General features: G+C 60.1%; 22 protein-coding genes. 3 read left to right on the forward strand and 19 right to left on the reverse strand.

All coding sequences use genetic code 11. The annotated features are described in order from the left end of the window. Positions 1–8: 8 nt before the first annotated feature. The 9 genes from F0M18_RS06695 to F0M18_RS06735 form a co-directional block, all read right to left on the reverse strand. Positions 9–2,480: a TonB-dependent receptor gene (locus F0M18_RS06695; RefSeq protein ID WP_262500860.1), complete on the reverse strand. Its 2,472-nt coding sequence runs from the start codon at positions 2,478–2,480 to the stop codon at positions 9–11. Positions 2,481–2,579: 99 nt separating this feature from the next. Then, complete coding sequence (locus F0M18_RS06700) at positions 2,580–3,932, reverse strand: aromatic ring-hydroxylating oxygenase subunit alpha (RefSeq protein WP_149610653.1); 1,353 nt, start codon at positions 3,930–3,932, stop codon at positions 2,580–2,582. 16 nt (positions 3,933–3,948) lie between these two features. Beyond that, positions 3,949–4,368, reverse strand: coding sequence for a Zn-ribbon domain-containing OB-fold protein (locus tag F0M18_RS06705; RefSeq protein ID WP_149610654.1), 420 nt, complete (start codon positions 4,366–4,368; stop codon positions 3,949–3,951). 1 nt (position 4,369) lies between these two features. Then, positions 4,370–5,551, reverse strand: coding sequence for a thiolase C-terminal domain-containing protein (locus F0M18_RS06710; protein WP_262500861.1), 1,182 nt, complete (start codon positions 5,549–5,551; stop codon positions 4,370–4,372). Continuing rightward, positions 5,535–5,972 (reverse strand): hotdog family protein, encoded by a 438-nt coding sequence (locus F0M18_RS06715; RefSeq protein WP_149610655.1) that lies wholly within the window; start codon positions 5,970–5,972, stop codon positions 5,535–5,537. The genes F0M18_RS06710 and F0M18_RS06715 overlap by 17 nt, the downstream gene beginning before the upstream one ends. Then, entirely contained in the window at positions 5,969–6,421 is a 453-nt protein-coding gene (locus F0M18_RS06720) for an FAS1-like dehydratase domain-containing protein (protein ID WP_149610656.1), read from the reverse strand. The genes F0M18_RS06715 and F0M18_RS06720 overlap by 4 nt, the downstream gene beginning before the upstream one ends. After that, a complete protein-coding gene (locus tag F0M18_RS06725; RefSeq protein WP_149610657.1) occupies positions 6,418–7,989 on the reverse strand; it encodes an AMP-binding protein in 1,572 nt (523 codons plus the stop codon). The genes F0M18_RS06720 and F0M18_RS06725 overlap by 4 nt, the downstream gene beginning before the upstream one ends. Further along, on the reverse strand, positions 7,979–8,398 hold the full coding sequence (locus tag F0M18_RS06730) for a nuclear transport factor 2 family protein (RefSeq protein WP_149610658.1): 420 nt from the start codon (positions 8,396–8,398) through the stop codon (positions 7,979–7,981). The genes F0M18_RS06725 and F0M18_RS06730 overlap by 11 nt, the downstream gene beginning before the upstream one ends. Continuing rightward, the gene (locus tag F0M18_RS06735) at positions 8,395–9,210 is read right to left on the reverse strand and encodes an SDR family NAD(P)-dependent oxidoreductase (RefSeq protein ID WP_149610659.1); all 816 of its coding nucleotides are present in this window, start codon (positions 9,208–9,210) and stop codon (positions 8,395–8,397) included. The genes F0M18_RS06730 and F0M18_RS06735 overlap by 4 nt, the downstream gene beginning before the upstream one ends. A 111-nt stretch (positions 9,211–9,321) precedes the next feature. Here F0M18_RS06735 and F0M18_RS06740 point away from each other — a divergent pair, with 111 nt between their 5' ends. Beyond that, complete coding sequence (locus F0M18_RS06740; RefSeq protein ID WP_149610660.1) at positions 9,322–9,933, forward strand: TetR/AcrR family transcriptional regulator; 612 nt, start codon at positions 9,322–9,324, stop codon at positions 9,931–9,933. Position 9,934: 1 nt separating this feature from the next. Here the strand turns inward: F0M18_RS06740 and F0M18_RS06745 are convergent, their stop codons facing one another. The 6 genes from F0M18_RS06745 to F0M18_RS06770 are packed head-to-tail and all read right to left on the reverse strand — an operon-like array spanning position 9,935 to position 15,761. Beyond that, positions 9,935–10,933: an LLM class flavin-dependent oxidoreductase gene (locus tag F0M18_RS06745; RefSeq protein ID WP_149610661.1), complete on the reverse strand. Its 999-nt coding sequence runs from the start codon at positions 10,931–10,933 to the stop codon at positions 9,935–9,937. An 11-nt stretch (positions 10,934–10,944) separates the two neighbouring features. Beyond that, positions 10,945–11,751, reverse strand: a complete 807-nt coding sequence (locus F0M18_RS06750) for an alpha/beta fold hydrolase (RefSeq protein WP_149610662.1) — start codon at positions 11,749–11,751, stop codon at positions 10,945–10,947. Between the two features lie 20 nt (positions 11,752–11,771). Continuing rightward, a complete protein-coding gene (locus tag F0M18_RS06755; protein ID WP_149610663.1) occupies positions 11,772–12,410 on the reverse strand; it encodes a TetR/AcrR family transcriptional regulator in 639 nt (212 codons plus the stop codon). After that, positions 12,407–14,020: a long-chain fatty acid--CoA ligase gene (locus F0M18_RS06760; protein WP_149610664.1), complete on the reverse strand. Its 1,614-nt coding sequence runs from the start codon at positions 14,018–14,020 to the stop codon at positions 12,407–12,409. The genes F0M18_RS06755 and F0M18_RS06760 overlap by 4 nt, the downstream gene beginning before the upstream one ends. Next, positions 14,020–15,033 carry a phosphotransferase family protein gene (locus tag F0M18_RS06765; protein WP_149610665.1) on the reverse strand — a complete coding sequence of 338 codons (1,014 nt, stop codon included), beginning with the start codon at positions 15,031–15,033 and terminating at the stop codon, positions 14,020–14,022. Before F0M18_RS06765 ends, F0M18_RS06760 begins: the two co-directional genes overlap by 1 nt. Then, positions 15,030–15,761, reverse strand: a complete 732-nt coding sequence (locus tag F0M18_RS06770) for an SDR family oxidoreductase (protein WP_149610666.1) — start codon at positions 15,759–15,761, stop codon at positions 15,030–15,032. The genes F0M18_RS06765 and F0M18_RS06770 overlap by 4 nt, the downstream gene beginning before the upstream one ends. 127 nt (positions 15,762–15,888) lie before the next feature. Between F0M18_RS06770 and F0M18_RS06775 the strand changes: the two genes are divergently transcribed. Next, complete coding sequence (locus F0M18_RS06775) at positions 15,889–17,190, forward strand: acyl-CoA dehydrogenase family protein (RefSeq protein WP_149610667.1); 1,302 nt, start codon at positions 15,889–15,891, stop codon at positions 17,188–17,190. Between the two features lie 44 nt (positions 17,191–17,234). Further along, positions 17,235–18,866 carry a flavin-containing monooxygenase gene (locus F0M18_RS06780; RefSeq protein ID WP_149610668.1) on the forward strand — a complete coding sequence of 544 codons (1,632 nt, stop codon included), beginning with the start codon at positions 17,235–17,237 and terminating at the stop codon, positions 18,864–18,866. 107 nt (positions 18,867–18,973) lie between these two features. Here F0M18_RS06780 and F0M18_RS06785 read toward each other — a convergent pair whose 3' ends face one another. The 4 genes from F0M18_RS06785 to F0M18_RS06800 are packed head-to-tail and all read right to left on the reverse strand — an operon-like array spanning position 18,974 to position 23,277. Next, positions 18,974–19,810: an SDR family oxidoreductase gene (locus F0M18_RS06785; RefSeq protein WP_149610669.1), complete on the reverse strand. Its 837-nt coding sequence runs from the start codon at positions 19,808–19,810 to the stop codon at positions 18,974–18,976. Between the two features lie 59 nt (positions 19,811–19,869). After that, complete coding sequence (locus tag F0M18_RS06790) at positions 19,870–20,445, reverse strand: nuclear transport factor 2 family protein (protein WP_149610670.1); 576 nt, start codon at positions 20,443–20,445, stop codon at positions 19,870–19,872. Positions 20,446–20,462: 17 nt separating this feature from the next. Then, on the reverse strand, positions 20,463–22,733 hold the full coding sequence (locus F0M18_RS06795) for a TonB-dependent receptor (protein WP_149610671.1): 2,271 nt from the start codon (positions 22,731–22,733) through the stop codon (positions 20,463–20,465). 55 nt (positions 22,734–22,788) lie between these two features. Next, complete coding sequence (locus tag F0M18_RS06800) at positions 22,789–23,277, reverse strand: nuclear transport factor 2 family protein (RefSeq protein ID WP_149610672.1); 489 nt, start codon at positions 23,275–23,277, stop codon at positions 22,789–22,791. Between the last annotated feature and the right edge of the window lie 75 nt (positions 23,278–23,352).

The raw sequence follows: 23,352 nt of genomic DNA on the forward strand, positions 1-23,352 counted from the left end.
CTGGCCGCTTACCAGTCGAGATCCATGCCGGCCTCGACGCCAAACACCCGCGGCTCGCCGTAGAACGACATCACCCAGAGATTGGCGACGGGCAATTCACCCACACGGTACTCTTCATCGGTCAGGTTCTTGCCGAAGGCGCGAACCCACCAGTTGCCGCTGCCCGGGCGGAAGGTCACCGAGCCATTGACCAGCGTACGGTCGTCGGTAGTACCATCAGGCGTGCTCGGAACCGACGTATAGGCGTATACCGCTTCATCCACGTAGTTGACGTTGAGCGCCCAGTTCATCACGCCGCCCATGGCGTCGTGGTCGTAGAGGAAGTCCACGTTCCAGGTCCACTCCGGGGCACGCGCGACATCATTGTTGCTGAGGTCTGTATCGATGGTGCCGTCAAAGTTGGTATCCGCCTGGAACTCGTCGAACTCGGCTTCCAGCCAGCCCACACTACCCTGGATGGTGAAGTTGTCCGTCGCCAGCCAGGTGGACTCAAACTCCAGGCCGTAGACGTTGATCTCCGCCGCGTTGAAGAATCGGGTCTCCTGGAAAACGCTTTCGTTGACACCGTCGCCATCACGGTCCGCCTCGATCTCGGCCAGCAGCTGCTGCTGGGAGTCATCGTAGGTCACGTAGAAACCGGTCAGATTGACCCGCAGGCTGTTATCGAGCCACTCGGAACGCATGCCCAGCTCAAAGGAATCCGCGGTCTCAGGATCAACCGGACGTGCCTGTATGGGCTCAATCGGGTTACCGCCGGTACCTGTCTGGTCGTTGTAACCCCCACTCTTGAAGCCTCGCGAGTAGGTGAAATACGAGTACAGGTCGTCACTGAAGTCGTAACTGGTAGTCAGCCGCCAGGTGGGCTCACTCCAATCCTCGCTGTCCCTGACCACGCCGGTAGGGTACTTGCTGAAGTTGGCAGCCGCCAGCGGCTCGCCCAGTTCGCGCCAGGTGAAGTTCGGATCGAAACCACCTGTCAACGCCTGTACAAACACCTGGTTACGCCCGGTCCAGTCCTTTTCTTCGTTGGTGTAACGAATGCCAGCGCCAATGGACCAGCGATCGGTAATGTCGAGGCTACCGTCCAGGTACACCGCCCAGGACTCTGCATCCTGCGCATTGGACAGCACCTGCGGGTTGTTGTTGAAGAACAGCGGGTCACCAAAAGTGGCCAGGCTGTCCAGGGTCATATCCACGAAGCCCAGTACCTGCGCCACGGTGAACACGGTTTCGTCTTTCTGGTAGAACGCGCCACCTACCCAGTTGAAACCACCGTCGTAATTGGAAGCGATACGGGCCTCGAACTGGGTGGTTTCTCGCTCGTCCTGGCGATTGGCGTCGAACAGGGAAACCGGCCCGACTTCACCCGTATAGGTGCTGGGCAACCAGGAGTCGGTCTCACGATAGCCACCAAACGCCGTCAGTGTGTAGTTATCGGACAGCGTCCAGTCGACATTCAGGTAGTAGCCATCAACATCGATTTCGTGGCCACGCTTGCCCATTCCCAGCAGTACGTCATCACGCTGGGTGGACGCCGCCACCTTGAGCTGGTCACCGTTGTCGCGGGTGAAGCCAAGGGCATTGAACACGTAATCGTTGGTCCTGGGAGTGCCGTTTACCGAGGGCGGTGCATCGCCCTCATCGCGCACCATTTCATAGGCAAGGTTGATATCGAGGTCATCAGTAGGCTGCCAGCGCAATTTGAAACGGCCCGAGAACAGGTCATCGCCGCCGACGTTGTCGCCATCGCCCCTGCCGGTGGCGCCCACAAGGGGGTAACCCACACCGAAGTCCGCTACCGGGCCGTATTCGGCGCCATTTTCGTAGAAGCCTTCGGACTCGCGGTACATGGCGGCAATGCGCAGTGCGACGCTGTCGCCCAGGGCGAAGTTACCAACACCCTTTACCTCGTAGGTATCGTATTCGGCTATCTGGCCCTGCAGCGAGAGCGTGTTCTCTTCCAGTTCCGGCCGGTTGGTTTTCACGTTGATCACACCGCCGGTGGTGTTCTTGCCAAACAGGGTGCCCTGGGGGCCGCGCAGGATTTCCACGCTCTGGATGTCCAGCATTTCAATATTGGCGGTCTGGATATGGGGTATGACAAAGTCATCGACCGTCACCCCTACCTGGTTCTCAAAGTATAGAATGATGCCGTTCTGGCCAACGCCGCGGATGGCGAAGTTAGCTGCGTTAAAGCCGGGCTGCTTGCCGTTGATCACGTTGGGCGCGTAGATCAGGATATCGCCGAGGTCGCGGGGTATCACGCGCGCGATCTCCCGCTCGGTAACCGGCGTTACCGCCACCGGCGTCGTCTGCACATCGGTTTCTGCCCGACGCGTTGCGGTGACGAGAATTTCTTCGAGTTGCTCCGCCGCCTGCACAGGCAGGCCGGTCAGCACCAGGGCTGGACTCATGCCAATCAGGCTTGCGGCTTTAAGGTGTTGCCAGTTCTTGCGGTGCGGTGTGTTGCTCTTGGCCATAACAATTATGCTCCTGCCTATTTTATAGTTAGCTTTTTGAACATTATTCAAGATTGGACTCGCTACTTGTTTTTGTCAAGCAAATTTCTCGTCGGATTTTCAGCCTTTCAGGCGACGCTCAAGTTCCACATGGAAGTGCCGCAGGCGCTGCTCCTGCTCACCCCATAACTGGCCCTTGAAACCGCGGCTGCGCATCCCTTGCTGCACTACCGGCAGCAGCGCAGCATCCTGGCTGAGCACCAGTCCGAGACTGGCGTCCTGTTCCAGGGTGTAGTGTTCGGTCGCGGGCCGCTGACGACCGCTGACATCCGTACCCTCCGGCAAACCCATCCAGCCCGGGGGGCAGTAGTCGGGATCATCGGCCGGGTACATCAGCGTCATGGTGTCGTAATAGAAACGCTCGGGGTCACTCTCATGCGGCAGGAAGCGCATCAGGAATACTGCCTCGGGATGACAACCTATCTGCACATTGGGGAAAATGCCCGTGGCCCAGCTGTCGGACAACTGGCCATCCTCGAAACGCTCATACCCCAACCCCAGCCGCTGCGAGCGCTCGCGCTTGCCCTGCTGGATGGCCCGGCGCACGTCTGCTGCGGTGCCTTCAAAACCCTTCGGATCGATGCCCGCTTCCTGCAGCATCATTTTCAGGCCGTCATTGACGGTTTCCTGATCGGCCACCCTGGGGCTGGGCTGGCCCAGCGGCACAATCATGCGACTTGCGCCATTGGGATACAGGTCGTACTGCACATTAAGGTCGCCCATCACGCCCCGTGTTTCCGGGTGCACGGCATGAAGGTGATAGCTCTCGTAAAAGGCCTCTACACCGACTTTCCAGTTGGCGCCCCATTCACTGCGCACGTGACGCACCACTTTCATGCGATCAATCTGGTAGGCCTCCAGGTAGCCTTCCGGCAAGCCGAGGCTTTCCGCCAGGGGCGGCGGGTCCTCCCCCATGTGCACGAACACGATGCCCGCGTGCTCGGCACAGGCCACTGGCGTGAGCCCCGGCCGATGCGCCACCACATCGGGGTGAAACGTCTCCTCGTCGGTTATGCGCCGCAGTTCGCCACTATTATGGAAACTCCAGCTGTGGAAAGGGCAGACGAATACCCTTTTATTGCCACGTTCATCCCAGACCAGTTTGGCACCGCGATGGGCACAGACGTTATAAAACGCTTTTACGCCCTCTTCCGTACGCGTGACGATGATGGATTCGTCACCGATGTCGAAGATGAAGAAATCACCCACTTTCTCCAGGTCGGAACACACCCCGGCAATCAGCCAGGAGTCGGTCCACATGCGCTCCCACTCCAGCTTCATGTATTCGCGGCTGAAGTAGCCATCCTTGGCGTAACACTCGGTGCCGTTGTCGATGTGTGGCTGTTTCGCTTCCAGCGACTCCGGTGGCGCGTCGGGATTGATAATCGCAACGGGTATTCTGGGACTATTCATTCTCGGCTTCCTCCTGCTACGAATCTACCCTGGCCAGCTCGAACACGGGCAACACGTGATCTCCACCCCAGGGCTGAAATGTCACTGACACAGCGCTGCCCACGGCAACCTGCTGCGGGTCATCCACGATGATGTTACTCATCATCCTCGGGCCCTCCTCCAAATCAATGAGGGCCACCACATACGGTGCCGGGTAGGCCTTCGATATGCCGCGGCGTACCACCGTAAAGCTCGCCACCAGACCGCGCCCTGAAACGGCGCGCCAGGACAAGGCGTCACCGCCGCAGTGCGTACACAGCACCCTGGGATAAAACTGGTGGCGCTCACAGCTGTCGCACTGCTGCAGGCGCAGTTCACCCTGCCGGCAGCCTTCCCAATAGGCTTCTGCAAGTGCTGTCGAAGTCGGCGTGATTTTGGCTGGTTGCGATGCTGTCATCTCAGGCTACCTCCCGGGACAAGATCAGTGCGGTATGTGAGGACATGATTCCGCCCTGGGCATGCACGAGGCCGCAACGGGCATTCTCAACCTGGCGCTCTCCGGCCGCGTGGCGCAGCTGCCACACAGACTCTGTCAGGGCAAACATCGAACCCGGGTTGCCGGGGTGACAGTGCGATAACAGACCACCGTGCGTGTTCACCGGGAGCGCGCCCCCGGGCCCCAACGCGCCGCTGTCGACGAAGGCACCCCCCTCCCCCTTGTCGCAGAAGCCGAGGTCCTCCAGTTCCACCAGCACGGTGGGTGTAAAGCAATCGTAAAGCTGTGCAAAATCCATATCTGTTGGTTGCAGCCCGGCCATGGCGTAGGCACGCTGGCCCGCCTCGCGAGCGGCGGAGGTGGTCAGGCTGTGCGCGGCGCTGATGTGCTCGTGTGTATGCCCTTCTCCCGCACCCAGCAGGTAAACCGGGTCGTGACGCAGGTCGGCGGCACGCTCCGCGCTGCACAGGACGATGGCTGAGCCGCCATCGGACACCAGCGAGCAGTCCAGCAGGTGCAGCGGATCTGCAATCAGGCGCGAAGCCAGTACATCCTCGACGGTAATCAGTTCACGCATCTGTGCCGCGGGATTTCTCGCGGCATGCTGACGGCAGGCCACAGCAATACCGGCCAACTGTTCGGGCGTGGTGCCATACTCTGCCATGTGCGCCTGTGCAATCAATGCATAGTAGGCCGGCACGGTCGCACCATAGGGCTGCTCAAACTGCGGGTGACCGGTGGATGCCTGCACCTGCATCGCCTGGTCTCTGGTCAGGCTGCTGCGCAGGGAATCGCCCATGGCAATTACCACCACATCCGCCATGCCGGTGACGATCGCTGAAGCGGCGTGGTGCACCACGGAAAACGTGGTACCGCCTCCCGCTCCCACCGACAGGCAGTAGCGCGGAAAAATCTGCATATATTCGGCCATCGCCTCGGCGTGATACATCAGTGGCTGCGCCATGGCATTGCAGGTCAACAAACCGTCGACATCGGTGCGCTTGAGACCGGCATCCTCTATCGCCGCCAGTGCCGCCTCCACACACAGTTCCATCGGCGTGCGCCCGGGCAACACACCCACCTCGGTATCAGCGGCGCCTACGATGGCAACCTTGCCGCGCAGGGCTTCACCAGGATTCGCCAAAACGCACCACCACTTTGCCCGGCGTCACTACGGCGCCCTCGGCATTACTGATAAACACTTCCACCTCGGCTTCGCCTGCCTCAGGGTGGATCGCGGTGACCTTGCCGCCCGAGGTCAATACCTCACCCACGTAGGTGGCCACCCTGTTGGAATAATCGATAGACACAATACGTCCGTCATCGCCCAACCACTCTTCGACACACTGGTGCAGCCAGTCGCCGAGCAGCGGACCCGCAATCACCAGGCCGGGGTAGCCTTCAACATCGCGCGCATAGGGTTCGTCAAAATGAATACGGTGGCCGTTCCACAGTGCCGCGTTGTACAGCATCAATTGCACATTGCCGCATTCGAACTGGCGCTGTGGCAGCTCATCGCCGATTTTCAGCGCGCCGAACCGGCTCTTGGCCGCAGCAGCTTTCATCGCAATATCCTCGTGGTCTTTTCCCGAATAACCAGTTGCTCAGCGTCATCCACCACATCCATCACCACCTCGTAAAATATCAACGGCCCGGAGCGGCCCGACTTTTCATAGATGTCTGTCAGGGTGCGCGTGGCGGTTAGCCAGTCACCGGGATGGATCGGTTTGTGGTATTCAATCTCGAGACCACCGGCCATGGCCTTTTCCAGCGGGAATTTCGGCAGCAGCGTATCGATGGAGACCCCGTCCGGCGACAATTCGTCGAGCTCGACAACATCCCAGAACAGGGGCACGTGGAACATTGGCGGCGCCTGGTCGCCATCGAGATACTTACGCTGGCGATTGCCGGTCGCTACCGCGTACTTGCGTATATCCCGGCGCGTAACCAGTTCGCGCCTGGGCTCACTCTGGCGACCGATATTCTGCAACAGTTCAGGAGAAAGTAGGCTCATATGTGTTTTCCCGCCTTTTGCCAGTACACATCGCGCAACTGACGCTTGAGGATTTTTCCTGTCGGGGCCTTGGGCAGACTGTCGACAAAGTCCACCGATTTAGGCTTCTGGTATGAGGCAAGGTGCCTGGCAGCCGTGTCGATAATTTCCTGTTCGGTAGCTGTCTCGCCGGGCTTCATCACCACCACGGCCTTCACCGACTCGCCCCACTCATCATCCGGAATACCGAAAACCGCCGACTCAAGAACCCCGGGGTGCTGGTGAATGGCCGCTTCCACCTGGGTACTGAAGATGTTTTCGCCACCGGAAATAATCATGTCCTTGGCACGGTCAACGATAAAAATGTAACCGTCCTCGTCCCACACCGCGATATCACCGGTCCACATCCAGCCATCGCGAAGGGTCTGGGCTGTCAGTTCAGGGCGCTGCCAGTAGCCCACCATATTCGCTTCCGAGCGCACCAGGATTTCGCCCGGGGTCTTGCCGTCGCGTGGCACCGTGTTGCCGTCTGTATCCGCGAGCCGGATTTCAGTGATGAAACCCTCCCGGCCACAGGATCCCAGCCGCTCAGGATGCTCTCCGGCGAGGGCGCGAATATGGTCTTCCTGCGACAGGAAACTCATGGTCATGCCTTCCGTCTGGCCGTAGCCCTGGATGATCGTACAGGGGAAGGCTTCCAGCGCCCGTGCCACCACACTGTGCGGCATCGGGCCGCCACCGTACTGGATATTGCGCAAGCTGCTCAGGTCAAAGCTGTCGAATTTCTCGTCCGCCATCATCCAGTTCAGCATGGTGGTAATGCCAAGAAAAGCCGATACGCGCTCGCGCTCGATAGTCTCCAGTGCAAGTCGCGCATCGAAGTTGATCAGCACCATGGGGCAGCCATGGGCGTGGTAATTCATCCCCAGGGCCACGGGTATATGGAACATCTGCCCGGTGAGCATGTACACATCGGATGGCACCACCCGCTCTGCCACGGTCTGGTTCAGCATGCCCATGAACAGGGTTCGGTGGGTGTGCAGCGCGCCCTTGGACTCACCGGTCGTACCCCCGGTGTAGAGAATTAATGTGGGGTCATCATTACCAACACTGGAGGACAGCGCGGGCTCGTGACTCGCAGATGCGGCCACCAGGCTGTCGTAGGAATCATCCCCGCCCGGGCCGAAACTCAACCAGTGACTGGCCTCCACTCGCTGCTTTAATTGCGCCGCCTGTTCGGCGTATTCGCCGGAACTTATTACCAGCGCGGGCGCACCGTCGGCAACGACCCGCGCCATCTCTTCCGCACCCAGGCGCCAGTTGATGGGCTGGGCGATCATGCCGACACGGGCGCAAGCGTAAAGGATCTCCATGTACTCGATCGAGTTCTTCGAGAGGATGGCAACCCTGTCGCCTTTATCGAGCGCGAGCTGGTCGACCAGGGCATTACCGAGGCGACGCACCCGCTCGTCCAGCTCACCGAAGGTCATGCGGCGACCGCTGTGGACGTCGATCAGGGCCTCGCGGGCAGGTTCGAGGCGGGCGGTCTTTGCGGGGATGAATCCGATATTCACGGACTTAGTACGCATTGTCCAGTTCGATGTGACGGGCCAGCAGGTGCCAGTCGCCCGCTTCGTCCCGCGCCACCGTATCCTGGTAGACGCCCGTAGTAAGCAGGCTGGTACTGGCGTCTTCGGTAGCAATGAGTGTCAGGAATGAATTGACCCTGACACCCTCTTCGCTGTCCTCGAAAAATATATTGCTGACTACATGTCTGCGCACATCGGTCTGCGCTGCCATGGAACCGGACATCAGCTCCATGATTGCCTTCCGCCCGGCAAACGGCCCGGCCAGGTCACCTCCTGCGATGCGCATGGTCAGGCTCGCATCCTCGGCGAAACAACTTTCCAGCATCGCCAGGTCCCGCGAGTCATAGGCATAGGAAGCCCGGCTCAACAGTTCGTGTATCTCCAGCTTCGCTTCAACTCCCAGTTTCATGCCTGCGCCTCCATTCCGAGAATATCCAGTGTGCCCCGCCAGGCCAGCGAGCCTCCGTCTATCGTCCACACGGCACCATTTACAAACTTCGATTCAGGGCTGGCGAGGAAACACACCAACTCGGCCACGTCTGCGGGCTGCCCCATGCGCGGCACCAGGTGCGTGAGTGTCATGGTATTGAGCATGGCCTGCGGATCGGGTGAGGCCTCAAGAAACTTGTCAACGATCTGGGTGTGAATCGAGCCCGGGCAATAACAATTCACCCTGATGCCATCCGCAGCCAGATCCACCGCCAGCATCTTGCTCAACTGCATCACCGCACCTTTACTGGCTCCGTAGGCCTGGCATTGCGGATATCCGGACAGGGAACTGGTAGAACCGGCGTTGATGATAGAGGCGTTGTCACTCTCTCTCAAAAAAGGCAGCGCGTACTTGGCAGCCAGCCAGACCCCGGTGACATTCACGCCCATCACCTTCTCAAAGGTATCGCGCGACATCTCCTCAAGTGACAGCTGCGATGTCAGCATACTTTCATGGATGCCGGCATTATTGTGCAGGATGTCGATACCGCCAAAGGCATCAGCAGCGGCCTGCATAAGTGCCTGCACCTGCTGTTCGTCGGTGACGTCGCAGTGCTGGTAGACCGCTTCCTGGCCAGTGGCGCAAATCTCCTGCACCAGGGCCTCCCCGGCGTCGTCATTCAGGTCCGCCACCACCACCCTGGCACCGCGAGCAGCGGCCAATCGCGCTGTTCCAGCGCCGATACCCACCGCTCCTCCGGTGATCACAAATCGCAGTCCGTCGACTCCCATGACAGCGTCCTCATTTATTGTTGTGGGAGAATACTAGGCGCTTCTTGAATTTAATTCAAGTTTAGATGTATAACTGCTAAACACCCTGCCTTCGTGATAAGGTTGCGCGCCATGCCCAAGCCCACAAAAACCACCCAACGCAGCGACCAGCGCAACAGCCGTGGAGAACAGCGTCGCCGCCGTATCTTCAAGTCGCTGCACGATTGCATTCTCGCCCAGGGTTACGTCAAGACCACGCTGGCCGACGTGGCCAAGGGCGCAGACATGTCTGCAAGCCACCTGCTGTATTACTTCAAGGGCAAGGAAGCCATACTCGAGCAGTACTTCGAGAATGTCTCGGAGAGGTTCCTGGAGAAGATCAGTGCCTATAGCGAACAGGAACCGGAACAGCAGATCCATTCACTGGCTGACTTCTGGTTCCGGGGCGAAGCCGGCACCGTCAAGGAAATCGGCTTCATGCTGGAATGTTTTGGCGCCGCCGTGAACGACGAGGTGCTCAAGGTCACCAAGGCCGAGTTCGACGCCCACTGCAAGGCTTTCCTGGCCAAGACCTTTGAAGCCTGTCCCTCTATTATCATCGGCGACAGCAAAGACGCCGCCGAGATTGGTTACGGCCTGATGATAGGCCTGCGCTCCGCCGTCTACTTCGACGACGACATCGACCTTGAAGACGCCCACCGCCTGTTTGTGCAGAGCATGCTGACAATGGGCGGTCTGCGCTGATCTACCCCAGGCGCGGTAACACCTTCTCTGCGATATAACGCAACCTGGCGTCGCCGGATTCTACCGATTCGCCGGGGAACTGGGCCCAGAAGTGTATGTCGCGAATATTCGGGTAGTCCCTGACCAGCTTGTTGAGTTCGGCCACAGCCATATCCGCATCCCATAACTGGTACAAGCCGTTTTCTATCGCCGCTGCCGCGTCGTCGTACAGCGGTACACTGCCGGGCGGGCCGAACGCGCCCCACTTGATATATTCATTGGCCTGGTAGAGCACGTGCTCGCCAATCTTCGCCGCCTCCGCCTCGGGGTCTTCGGCGATGATCGCCCAGCAGCCAAGAATCACATCCCCGTCCTGCACTGACTTGCCCTGCTGCTCCAGCGCCGTGTTGTACAGTTCGATACCGATACCGCCGGTGCAGAGAAAACCATCGGCGACACGGGCTGCGCGCTGAATGGCCGGCTCGACCATGCCGCCCAGATACACTTTCGGCGTGGTCTGCGGCACCGGTGTCACGCACAGGTCGCCCACTTCGAAACGCTTGCCGGTGAAATTCACCGGTTTACCGCTCCAGCTGCGTCGAAGAATTTCGATGCCCTCCTCGACCAGGCTGGGACGGTGCGAAAGCTTGCGTTGAAAGTGATCAAATTCAAGCTGTCGGTAACCGATCCCGACCCCGAGATCAAAGCGCCCGCCGCTAACCAGTGAGAGCGTGGCCGCATCTTCAGCCACGCGCACCGGATCGTGCAGTGGCAGCAACATCAGGTTGGTACCCAGGCGCATGCGCTCGGTACGCGCGGCAATTGCCGAGGCCAGCAGCAGTGGCGAAGGTGTATAGCCATCCTCGCAGAAATGATGCTCTGTAAGCCAGCAGGAGCCAAAGCCAAGCGCTTCGGCGCGGGCAATCTGTGCCAGTCGCTCGGCGTAGAATTGTTCAAACGGCTGCTGCCATTGCACCGGATTGCGAAAGTCGTACCACAGACCGTAGTTCACATCGTTCACAGGCTTTCTCCTTACAGGTTGCTACCCAGGAACTGCAGCAGTTCCGCAAGGTACAGTTCGCTTTCTTCGATAAAGGGCGCATGGCCCGAACCGGCGCACTCGACCAGCCTGACGTCGCTGGCATAGTCTGCCACCGAGCGACAGACCGCCGGGTCGACCACGGCATCCTGGGCACCCACAAAACCGAGTACCGGCACCGTCAGCGATTGCAGGATGTCGCGCTGGTCCAGCGGCCCCAGCGCAGCCAGGGAGCTGGCCGCCTGCGGCGAGGACTCCAGAAACATATTCGTCATCCAGTCAGTGACCTGTTGGCTTACTTCGCTGGCGCAGACACCGGCGGACAATGCAGCCAGAAAATTCACCCTGTCCGCCGCCATGGCGGTGACCGTCTCCGCCAGGGCCTCATCTGTACCACCGTGGGGGTAATCCGCTTTTTGCAGGTAACAGGGCGTCGCCCCGCAGGTCAGCACCAGCCCGGAACAACGCGCGCCGAGGGCCTGTGCTGCTGCTACCGCCACCGCCCCACCCAGTGACCAGCCATTGAGTACCACCCTGGTCAGGCCCAGGTGTTCAACCAATGCCACCACGTCACCGGCGATGGCCTCGATGCTCATGTCGGCGAAGTCCTTGCTGGATTGACCGCAGCCGCGATGATCCAGCAGCACAACCCGGTGCCCGGCCATGGCCAGGCCGGGCAGCGTATAGTCCCAGGCACGCACCGTCGTACCCCAGCCATGGATCAGTACCACTGCCGCATCACCCGCGCCGTAGTCCTCGTAATAAACCTGCTTACCGTCTTCCCTTGCCAGATTGCTCATTGCCCGACTCCCTATTGGTGTTAGTGATTAGCCAGATTGTCGATGGTGTTGTCGATATAGCTGTCGAACACGGCGTCCAGGTCAAGCGCCTCGGCATTGACCAGCCACTGGTAGACGATGCCGAAAACGAAAGCACAGTAATGTGTAGCCGTTTGCGCAGCATCGATTTTCGGGCTTACTGTGCCCGCTTCCATACCCTGCTCTATCCAGCGCCGCGCATCCGCGCGATACACGTCGTGGTGTTGTGCCAGCGTGCGCCGCATCTCGCTGTCATGCCCCAGGCACTCGTACCAGAGCAGGTACATTGCACGCATATAATTGGATTCTTTCTTCAGGAAGTCGCGCAACGCACAGGCCGCCTGCTTGAGCGCCTCGAGCCCCCTGGCGTCGCCGATGTAGTCTTCCAGATGGCTTTTCCACGCGCCGTCGAAACGCTCAAAAAGCTCCATCATCAGGCCGTCCTTCGACCCAAACCGGTAGTTGGCGAGACCACGACTGTAGCCCGCGCGTTCACCTATTTCCTTTAACGTGGTTTTTTGCGTGCCACGTTCATTGATCAGCTCAATAGCGGCATCGAACATGCGCTGGTCGGACAGTGCTGTGCGCTCTGCCTGGGTCATGCGCGCGGTACCGCGCGTGCTGGCCTGGGGATCGCTCATCGTTCTACTACCTCTACTTTGAAATTGCCCGCCTCGTTCATATCTCGCAGGCGTTTTTTGTCGATCTTGCCGACACTGGTCTTGGGAATGTCCTGCACGAAACTCCAGTACTCAGGCAACCAGAAGCGCGCGACCTTGTCACGCAGATACTCTCGCAGTTGCGCGGGATCAGTTCCCGCCTGCGCCGCCACGACGATCACCAGCGGCCGCTCCTGCCAACGCGCATCCGGCGTGGCAATCACGGCAACTTCCTGCACACCGGGATGCGCTGTGAGAATATTTTCCAGGTCAACGGATGATATCCACTCGCCACCGGACTTGATGACGTCCTTGGTGCGATCCGTCAGCTGCACGAAGTGCCGGCTGTCAATATGCCCGACGTCACCCGTCCGCAACCAGCCGTCCGCGCTCAGTGAGTCAGGTGACTCGTTGCGATAGTAGCCCCCGGTGATCCAGGGGCCCCTCAGCTGCAACTCGCCGACGGACTCACCGTCGTGTGGCAGTGCTGATCCATCCTCGGCGACTACACGGACCTGCACGCCAGGCACCGGCCTCCCGCTCTTGGCACGCCACTCGGTCTCCGCGGCGCCTGAGGCGTCGCGCGGAGGATGCGACAAGGCGCACAGCGGGCTGGTCTCGGTCATGCCCCAGCCCTGCAGCACCGGCACACCCCAATTTTCCCTCGCCGCATCAATCATCGAGGGTGGTACGGCCGAGCCGCCGCACACCAGCATACGGAAACTGCTCATATCCAGGTCCGCCGCGTCCGCGCGCAGCAAATCACCGAGGATGGTCGGGACCGTCGCGGTGAACGTCGGCCGCTCCAGTGCAATCATGTGTTTGATGCTATCGGGCTGCAGGTGCGGCCCGGGAAGGATAAAGTCGCTGCCACTGAGCCAGCCACTGTAGGGTAAACCCCAGGCGTTGGCATGGAACATTGCGGGAAGCAGCAGGATGCGGTCGGCCTCGCTGATGCCGAAGGTATCGGTGGCACGGGATGCCAGCGAGTGCACGAACGTGGTGCGGTGGCTGTACACCACACCCTTGGGATTGCCGGTTGTGCCGCTGGTGTAACAGATGGCCGCGGCGGCGGTCTCTTCCAGTTCGGGCCATTCCTGTAGCGGCGCATGTTCGGCGAGGTGAGCGCGGTAGTCGAGGGTGGCGATATCTGTAGCCAGCTCACCCTCCCCTATCAACAGCAGGTGCTCAACGCATTCCAGCATGGGCAGTACGGGAGCAAACACCTCGATCAGGCTGGCATCCAGCAACACAACCCGGTCGCCGGCGTGGTTGATGATGTAGGCGATATGCTCTGGCGACAGGCGGATATTGACCGTGTGCATGATCGCGCCCATCGAGGGCACCGCGAGGTAGGCCTCCAGGTGCGCGGTATTGTTCCAGCTGAAGGTGGCCACGCGGTCGCCATGCCCCACGCCGAGCGCCTGCAATGCAGCCGCCAGGCGCGCGGCATTGTCTGCAATCTCGGCATAGCTGGCATAGGACATGGCCTGGCCATCAAAGGTGCCGACGCGGGATTCGGGGAACACCGCGCGGCCGTGCTCCATAATCATTTGCACCGTCATCGGGCGATGCATCATCGTTGCCTGCATTACCATTCTCCTTCCGCTGCCATGGCCGCTTCACGCAAAAGCGCCGGCACATCGTATTCCAGCCCCCTGGCGTAGTCCGTATCAACGCGCCCCGCCAGGTACAGTCCGTACGCGCCCTCGACAATAGCGGCGAGGCGCCAGAACGCGAAGCACAGGTAAAAATCGAGGTTTTGCAGTGGCAGGCCGCTGGCGCGGGACCAGGCCTGCGCCAGTTCCCTGCGGCCCGTAACACCCTCGCACCGGGACAGTCCCTGGACATGGGCAAAACCCGGGGGCGAAACCTTGCGTGGCCCCCAGAACATCAGCAACAGCCCCAGGTCCGTCAGCGGGTCGCCAATGGTACCCATCTCCCAATCGATGACGGCCAGCAGCTCCGGCCGCTGGCGGTGGCACAGGGTGTTGTCGAGGTGATAGTCCCCGTGCACGATACCGACCGGACCTGCTTCAGGCAGGTTGGCCAGCAGCCACTCGCCGAGGCGCGGCAAATCAGGCAGGTCCCTGGTAGGCTGCTCGCGCCTGACCTTCAGCCAGCGCTCTATTTGCCGGCGCAAAAAGTTCTCCGGGCGCCCCATATCGGCCAGCCCCAGTTCCTGCCAGGGTGCGCAGGCTATTTTCCCCAGCGCCTCTGCCAACTGCAGGCCCAGTTGATTTACCGCGTTGCCCGGATCATAGGTCGGGGGCAGCTCCTCCGTCAGCGCTATACCATCTATATACTCGATCAGCGCAAACGGCTGCCCGATCACGCTGGTGTCCTCGCACCACGCCAACACAGAGGGCACCGGGGCGTGGCCCGCAAGCGCGGACATAAACGCCGCCTCCCGCTGTACGCCGAGATGGGCCTTGGGGGAAATGGTATTGGCAGGTGCAGAACGCATGACCAGCTGGCCTTCGCTGTGGCACACCATGCGCGTCAGGTTGGAATTGCCACCACTGAGTTCGCGATCGATGCGCGCGTCCTGCAGGCCCAGTTCGGACTGCGCCCAGCTGGCAAACGCTTTATCGGTGGCGCTCATCCCGGCATTCCGAAGCTGGACAGCAGGCCACCGTCCACCGGCACAAAGGCACCGGTCATGTAACGCGACCGGGCAACCCACTCGATGACCTCGGCAATTTCCTCTGCTTCACCATAGCGCGCCATGGGAATCGTACGGCACATGGATTCCAGCGCTTTCTCGGAAAGCCCGCCGGTCATTTCGGTCAACACCAGGCCGGGGATGACCAGGTTGACGCGAATCTGTTTCTTCGCCAGCTCAATCGCCAGGGCGCGCGTCAACCCGGCAAGGCCAGCCTTGGACGCCGCGTAGGCGGCATCGCCCGGAAACCCGCGAAAGCCCACAACCGCGCCCACGTTGACAATGGCGCCGCCGGCACCGAGGCTTTCCCTGGCACTGCTGATCACATTCAGGGCACCGGTGAGATTGGTGTCGAGCACGGCCTGCCAGTCATCCAGTGCCAGGCGCCCGACTTTACCCCCGCGGTGCAGGCCGGCATTGTTCACTACCACGTCGATTGCGCCCCAGCGCTCCAGTATCGATGCCACCGCCGCGTTCACAGCCTCGGCATCGGCTATGTCAGCGCGCACCGCCATGGCATTTTCGCCGATGGACTCAGCAGCAGCGAGCACGCTCTCGCCCCGGGCCAGCAGGGCCACCCTGTCGCCGGAGCGGGCGACGCGCTGCGCCAGCGCCAAACCGATGCCCCGGGAAGCCCCGGTAATCAGCCAGACCTTTTCTTTGTGCATCAGTGGATTTTCTCCGCAACTTTATTCAAAATGTACTTGTTTCTGAATTTTATTCAAAATATGCTTGTTTGCGTCTAGCAAGTATAGACCGGAGTTTCCGGCCGGTAAACAAAAAAGGAGCGCACCCGTGAGTTGGAGTTTTGAAACAGATCCCGAATTCCAGGCCAGTCTCGACTGGATTGATACCTTTACTCGCGAGGAGATAGAACCTCTTGACCTGGTGTTTCGTGGCCCGGGAGACCCCTGGGATCCGGATTCACCCGCCGCCAGGGCCATGGCGCCGCTCAAGGAAATCGTCAAGGAAAAGCGCCTCTGGGCCTGCCACATCGGTCCGGAACTGGGCGGCGAAGGTTACGGCCAGGTCAAACTCGGGCTGATGAACGAGATCCTGGGCCGCAGTCGTTTTGGCCCCTCGGTGTTCGGCTGCCAGGCACCTGATTCCGGTAACGCTGAAATCCTGGCCCACTTCGGCACCGAGGAACAGAAGGCGAAGTACCTGCAGCCGCTGCTGGATGGCAAGATTGCCTCCTGCTATTCCATGACCGAACCCCAGGCCGGCGCAGACCCGGCGGAATTTACCTGCACCGCCGTGCGCGATGGTGACGAGTGGGTCATTAACGGCGAGAAATGGTTCGCCTCCCACGCGCGCTTCTCCGAGTTCCTGCTGGTCATGGTGGTCACTAACCCCGATGTACCCATCCATGAGGGCGCGTCCATCGTGCTGGTTGAAAAGGGCACGCCGGGGATGGAGATCCTGCGCAATTCTGCCGTTGGTCCCTACGTCGAGCAGGGTGACGGCGTGCACGGCTACATTCGTTTTACCGATTGCCGCGTGCCGGCCGACAACCTGCTGGGCGAAGAAGGCAAGGGCTTCCTGGTCGCCCAGACCCGTCTCGGTGGCGGCCGCGTGCACCACGCCATGCGCAGTGTCGGCAAGTTGAAGAAAGCCATGGACATGATGTGTGAGCGGGCGCTGAGCAGGACCACCAAGGGCGAACTGCTGTCACAGAAACAGTTTACCCAGGAGAAAATCGCCGACAGCTACACCCAGATCCTGCAGTACCGGCTGCACGTTCTCTACACAGCGTGGCTGATCGACAAGCACAAGGAATACAACCGCGAGGTACGCAAGGAGATTGCCGCCATCAAGGCAGCGACACCCAAAGTCCTGCAGGAAGTGGTCTACCGCGCCATGCACCTGCACGGCAGCCTCGGCATGTCGGATGAAATTCCGCTGATGTATATGTGGGCTGACATTCCCGAACTCGGCGTGGTAGACGGCCCCACCGAAGTGCACAAGATCACCGTGGCACGCACCGTATTGCGTGATTACGAGGCAGCACCGGGGATGTTCCCCACTTATCACACACCAACCCAGCGCGCCAAGGCGCTGGAAAAATATGGGCACTACCTGAATACCAACGACTGAAGCACCTGCCTGCCCGCAGCAGGCCTGAGACGAGGAGAATGATAATGACCGCTCAGCAGAAACCCGATTTTGATTCCATTGTAATAGGCGCAGGCTTTGCAGGGCTCGCGCTGATTCATTATTTGCGCGAAGCCGGCCAGTCTGTGCGCGTGTTCGACAAGGCCAGCGATATCGGCGGCACCTGGACCTGGAACCGTTATCCGGGTGCGATGACCGATAGCGAGAGCTACTACTACTGCCTGACCTTCTCCAGGGAACTGTTGCAGGAATGGTCCTGGACGCGTCGCTACCCGGACTGGGAAGAGACCCATCGCTACATGCACTTTGTGGCGGATAAGATCGATGCCTGGCCGTCCATCCAGCTGGAAACCGAAGTCGTCAGCGCCGATTACCAGAATGACACCGGCCTGTGGCTGGTTACCACCGGCGATGGCAAGACCCACACCTGCAAGTACTTCATCAGCGGTATGGGCATGATTTCAGAGCCCGTCATCCCGAAGATCAAGGGCATGGACACTTTCAAGGGGCCGCTGTTTCACTCCTCGCGCTGGCCGCAGGAAGGCCTGGACTATGCCGGCAAGCGCGTGGGTATCATCGGTGCGGGCGCCACCACTGTGCAGATGACGCCAGTGATGGCCGAGACCGCCGAGAGCGTCACCGTGTTCCAGCGCACGCCCAATTTCATCCTGCCGGCAATGCAGAAGCCGATGACGCCGGAGTGGGAAGCAGATATCAAGTCACACTACGACGACATCGTGGCCAAGTGTCGCAACCATGTTTTCGGCATGGCCTTCGACAGCCCGGTTGGGCGCAATTATGCCGATACAGCGCCGGAAGATGCGCAGCGTATCTTTGAAGAGAACTGGACCGGCAGTTTCCGCTGGGTGTTTGAGACCTTCGATGACCTGCTGTCCAACCCCGACGCCAACAAGGCCGCGTCACAGTTCATCATCGACAAGATGAAAGAGCGTATCGACGACCCCGAGATCGCGGAGCTGCTAACGCCATCCACGGACGACTATCCCCTCTTTGCCAAGCGCCCGCCGCTGGACCATGGTTATCTGGAGTCCTTCAATCGCGATAATGTGCACCTGGTCGACATCAAGGACCGTGAACCCATCGTCGAGATCACGGAGACCGGTGTGCGCACTACCGAGAACGATTACGAGTTCGACATCATCGTGCTCGCGACCGGCTTCCGTGCCTACACCGGCGCGCTGGAAGCCTTCCCCATCCGCGGCAAGAGCGGGCAGTCGCTGGCGGAAAAGTGGCAGGAGACTTCCAACTCCATCATGGGTGTCTGCGTTGCCGATTTCCCCAACCTGTTCATCATCACTGGCCCCCAGGCGCCCTTCGCCAACCTGCCGACTTCGATTGAGCAGAACGCGATGTGGATCGCTGATTGCATCAAGAAAATGGAAGGTGATGGTTACGACCTGTTCGAGCCCCGGCAGGACGCGGAGGATGAATGGTCCGCCCATGTTTCTGAAGTGCATGAACAGACCCTCATGGCAGAGGGTGACAAGGTAAATTCCTGGATGATGGGAGCCAACATCGAGAACCACAAACCACGGGTGCTGATTTATTTCGGCGGCGCCAACGTCTACTACGACAAGCTGCGCGAGTCAGTGAACGATGGTTTCCCCGAACTGGAGTTTCGCCGCCTGGCGGGCTGAGCGCGCCACCCTGCCCGGTCCCGGCACGGACCTGACCGTCCTGCCGGGATAATTGCGCTAGCGATAAGTCGCCGACCTCCCAGCCTTTAATTGCCAGGCACCTTGACTCAGGTGTCCAGGCCCGCCTTGCCCGCTTCCCGAATAATCGGGCTGTACTCCGCAAACGCCGGTCCCGCCGGCGTCGCACCCACAGTAATGCCGGCATCGGTGGTCAGCGTATGACCGGTGGTGTAACCGGATTCGTCGCTGGCCAGCCAGAGCACCGCGTTGGCCACGTCCTCCGCAAGTCCGGGACGCCCGCGCAGCGGTGACAGTTCTGCCAGTTGCGCCTTGGCACCCTCGATATCACCGGGATCACCGGTCATGACGTTTGCCACCATCGGTGTCGCCATGCTGGCAGCAGCAATACTGTTGACGCGCACACCATGACGGGCCAGCTCTGCGGCCACGTTCTTGGTGAGACCCACCACACCGTGCTTGGCTGCGGCGTAGGCATGCGGACCGAGCCCACCCATGACCCCGGCAGTGCTGGCCATGGTGATAATGGAGCCACTGCCCTGGGGCGCCATCACTCGCGCGGCATGCTTCATCGCGTAGAAGGTGCCATTGAGCAATACGTCGATACTGAAGCGCCACTCCTCCCCCGGCGTGGTCGCCAGCGGCCCCACTGCACCGACGATACCGGCGCTGTGAAACAGGATATCGAGTTGCCCGTAACGCTCCACCGTGGCGTCAACTGCCGTGGCCAGATCCTCCTCGCGGGTCACGTCGCAGCGAGAGAAAAAACCGTTGTCGCCCAGAGTGGAAGCCAGGGCCCTGCCCTCCTCTTCCTGGATGTCACCGAGACAGATGCGACAGCCTTCGCGGCTCAGGCGTTCCACTGCCGCGGCACCAAGGCCGCTGGCCGCACCCGTGATCAATGCTGTCTTACCGGCAAGACGCATGCGTACGCTCCTCTATTTCATTAGTCTGGTTGCAAGACGAAGCTATGGCCGCCAGCGTCTCAGTCGCCGCGCTGGCAATAGAGCAGGTCCTCTGGCGCCCTGCGGCCAATCGTCTCGGGATCAATATCGTAGAAGCCCTGCGAAGCGGGCGGCTCCATGCGCGTCCAGTCGGTCATGCCGGTGCGTGAGACGATCCTCCACTCACCGTCACGCAGGGCGAACTCGTCGAGATAGCGCCCGCCCACGAAGTAGTCCATTTCCGTATCAAAAGCGGCAGCGCCGGCGAGCGGATCGCCCACCGGCCTGAGCCGGTGAAAAGCCGTAAAGTAGGTTTCCGACCGCGCGCTGTGGTCACCGTCAAATTCGATAAGGGTATTACCGAGCTGATGGTGCGTGCGCGTGGCAGTACCCAGAACATCGAAAGCGAAAGCGACAAAGTCCCCTGGCTGCCCTGCCGACGCAGGTGCATCGGGATCGGACGAGGGGCCCTCGTAGAAGTGACGGTGCCGCGAGCCGGGATGGAAAACACTGCGCAACAGTGCTTCATCCATGCGGTCGATAGCGCGGGCATAGCGGACGATCACCTCGGTGATCGCCTGCTTGGCCAGCAGTTGCTGCAAATCGTCCATTGCCATCCAGATCACTCCCCGCTTCAGTTACCGAAATCGTAGATCACCTCGAAGCCGTAGGTGCGCGGCGGGCGCGTGGCGGCATAGGACCACAGGCCGGCGACGTCATAGCCGTGGATGTAGCCATCCTCGTCGGTCAGGTTGCGGCCGAACAGGCTGAAGGTAAATCCGTTGATGGCATAGTTCACGGACGCATCGATCAGGTTCTGGGCGTCGTTCTCCAGTTCCGGCACGTTGGTCACGTTCACAAAGTGCTCACCGATGTAGTGGTAGGCGCCACGCACCCAGGCTGTACCGCCCGCCATATCCCACTCATAGGTAGCGTCCAGTGTGCCGGTAAGGTCCGGTGCGCGCCGGAAATCCAGACCGGAAAGGTCCACGATACCGCCGTCGAGGTCAGTGTACTGGAAGTCATCGTACTCCGAATCAAGATAGCCGAGATTGGCGCGCAGGCTGAGGCCGTCACCGATAAAGGCCTGGATATCCAGTTCAATACCCTGCAGCGTGGCGCTGGCGGCGTTGGTGACCACGGTCTTCTGGCCGGTGTCATTGTTGTCGGGCAGCTGCAGTTCTTCCTGCTTGTCGTCATACTCGAGGTAGAAGATGTTGGCGTTGACGCGCAGGCGGTTATCCATCCACTCCGACTTGATCCCGAACTCATAGTTATCCACGGTTTCCGGGTCGTAGGCTTCGCGGGCCTCGACCAGGTTTGCCACCCGGCCATTGAAGCCGCCGCTGCGGAAACCGTTCGAGTAGGTTGCAAACAACATCACGTCATCGCTGAAGTTATAGGTCAGGCCGACGCGTGGCGTGAACTCACTCCACTCTTCGTCAGGGTGATCATTGAACTCGCCGCTGATGGTATTGACCAGGCCGTACTGCCGGCTTTCTTTTTCATCCTTGGTATAACGGCCTCCCAGGGTAACCGACAGGGCATCCGTGAGTTTGTAGTCGGCTTCGAAAAACAACGCACTGGAATCGGTTTCCTGGCTGGAGAACTGGTACAGATCCAGGAACTGGCCGGGGAAGTCGGGGTTGAAGCCGATATAACTGTTGAGGTCGATCGAGTACTCAGAGTTCCACAGGTAGGCCCCGGCAACGAACGTCAGGTTGCCGCGCGCGTCATAGGTGAGACGTAACTCGTGACTGTCCTGCTCGTAGTCCGCCGGCCGGTCGGTGCCGTAAAGCAGTTCCGGCGTGCCATCCCAGTTGGAGAGAATGGTTTCCTCCGACTCCCAGCTGCCATACAGGTAGTCCAGACGCATATTGGCATTGATATCCCAGCGCACTTCAAAGGTATGCGCATCGGTATCAAACGTCGCTTCCATTGGCACACGGGCCAGCTGGTCCGGGTTCAGCACCACGAAGGGGTTGTTACGGTCCGCCAGCTTACCCGCAGGACGATAGCCGACTTGCGCGATCTCGCGACGGTCGCCGGTAATCGGCTTGTCCAGTGAAGGCGAGCAGTAGCCGAAGCCCGAGCAGAAAGCGTGGCGCTGCTGTGCAGTGTTCAGCAGGGGTGGCGTGTCCTGCTCCGTTTCCTCTTTTTTGTAGGTATATTCAAACGCCAGGTCATTGGTAGGCTCCCACAGCAGGTTGATACCGTAGGACTGGTAATCGTTACGTCCTGCATCCCGGTTGAGGGTGACGTTATCGTAATAACCTTCCTGCTGGTCGCGCTTGGCCAGGCTGATCTTGGCGGCGAAATCCTCACCAATGCCGAAGTTGAAAATACCATCCGCGTACCAGGTGTCGTAATTCTCCGCGCCCACACGCACCTTGGCGCCAAGTTCTCCGGTGGGCTGGGTCGTGGTGACGTTGATCAGACCACCAATCGTGTTGCGGCCGAAGAGCGTGCCCTGCGGACCACGCAGGACTTCAATGCTGGCCAGGTCAATGCTGCGCAGCAGCGAGCCCGCATTGGCGCCGATGAATATGCCATCGACCACCACACCCACAGCCGGGTCGAAGTTCTTCTCAACATCCGCGACCCCGATACCGCGGATGAAAATCGCCGCGACACCACCAGGACCCTGCGCCGTATCATCAATTATCAGGTTGGGCGAAACACTTGCCAGGTCAGTGATGTCGCGGGCGAAGGCGCGCTCAATCTCAGTTTTACTCAAAGCGCTGACAGCCAGCCCCACATTCTGCATGCTCTCCTCGCGCTTACGCGCCGTCACCACAATTTCTTCCAGCGCCCCATCGGCTGCGAACGCAGAAGCTGAGGTCGACAAACCTGCGACAGTGGTTACGGCCAGGGATACTGCGGTACTCAGTGTTTTCATGCTCATAGTCGGTGCTCTCACTCTTGTAATAGTTAATGGGTGTTGTGCTACTTGCGATGCCTCATGAGGTTGCTGGCGGCACCAGGCGGGTGCCGGGTACCGGATTAAAATAGTGAATGGTCACGCCGCGCTCGAGGATCTTCCATATACCTTCGCGGCGCTGCAGCGTATCCCGGTAGGTGGCGCCAACGATCTGGCAGACCTCTTCCCCAACGAGCGTACCAACGCAATCGACGTCGCAGATGGCGGTGGCGCTGTCTGCGCCCCCGAACTGAATAACGTGGTTGGTGGTGAGGTGGTGTGACTCCTGCCAGGCTGGCCAGAGCACCTCGTGCACTGCAGTGTGAATACCCTCGTGCCCTTCAAAGCTGCCGAAAGGAGGGCCGATATTCCAGGTACAGTCAGGCCACCAGATGGCCAGGAAACGGTCGTAGTCGCGCTTGTCGAAACCGTGACAGTAATCCGACGCAAGATCCCTGATGGCAATACGACTCTCCAGCTCGTCTAGACGAACCAGTAACTGCTCCACTGCCTTTTGACTCTGCGCCATAAGCAATACCCGGAACTTTGCGGTGTTGGCGGGGGCGACCTCAACTGTCGCACCTGCCGGGTTTCATTATCTTGT

The organism is Pseudohalioglobus sediminis, from assembly GCF_008370495.1.
Taxonomy (GTDB): domain Bacteria; phylum Pseudomonadota; class Gammaproteobacteria; order Pseudomonadales; family Halieaceae; genus Halioglobus.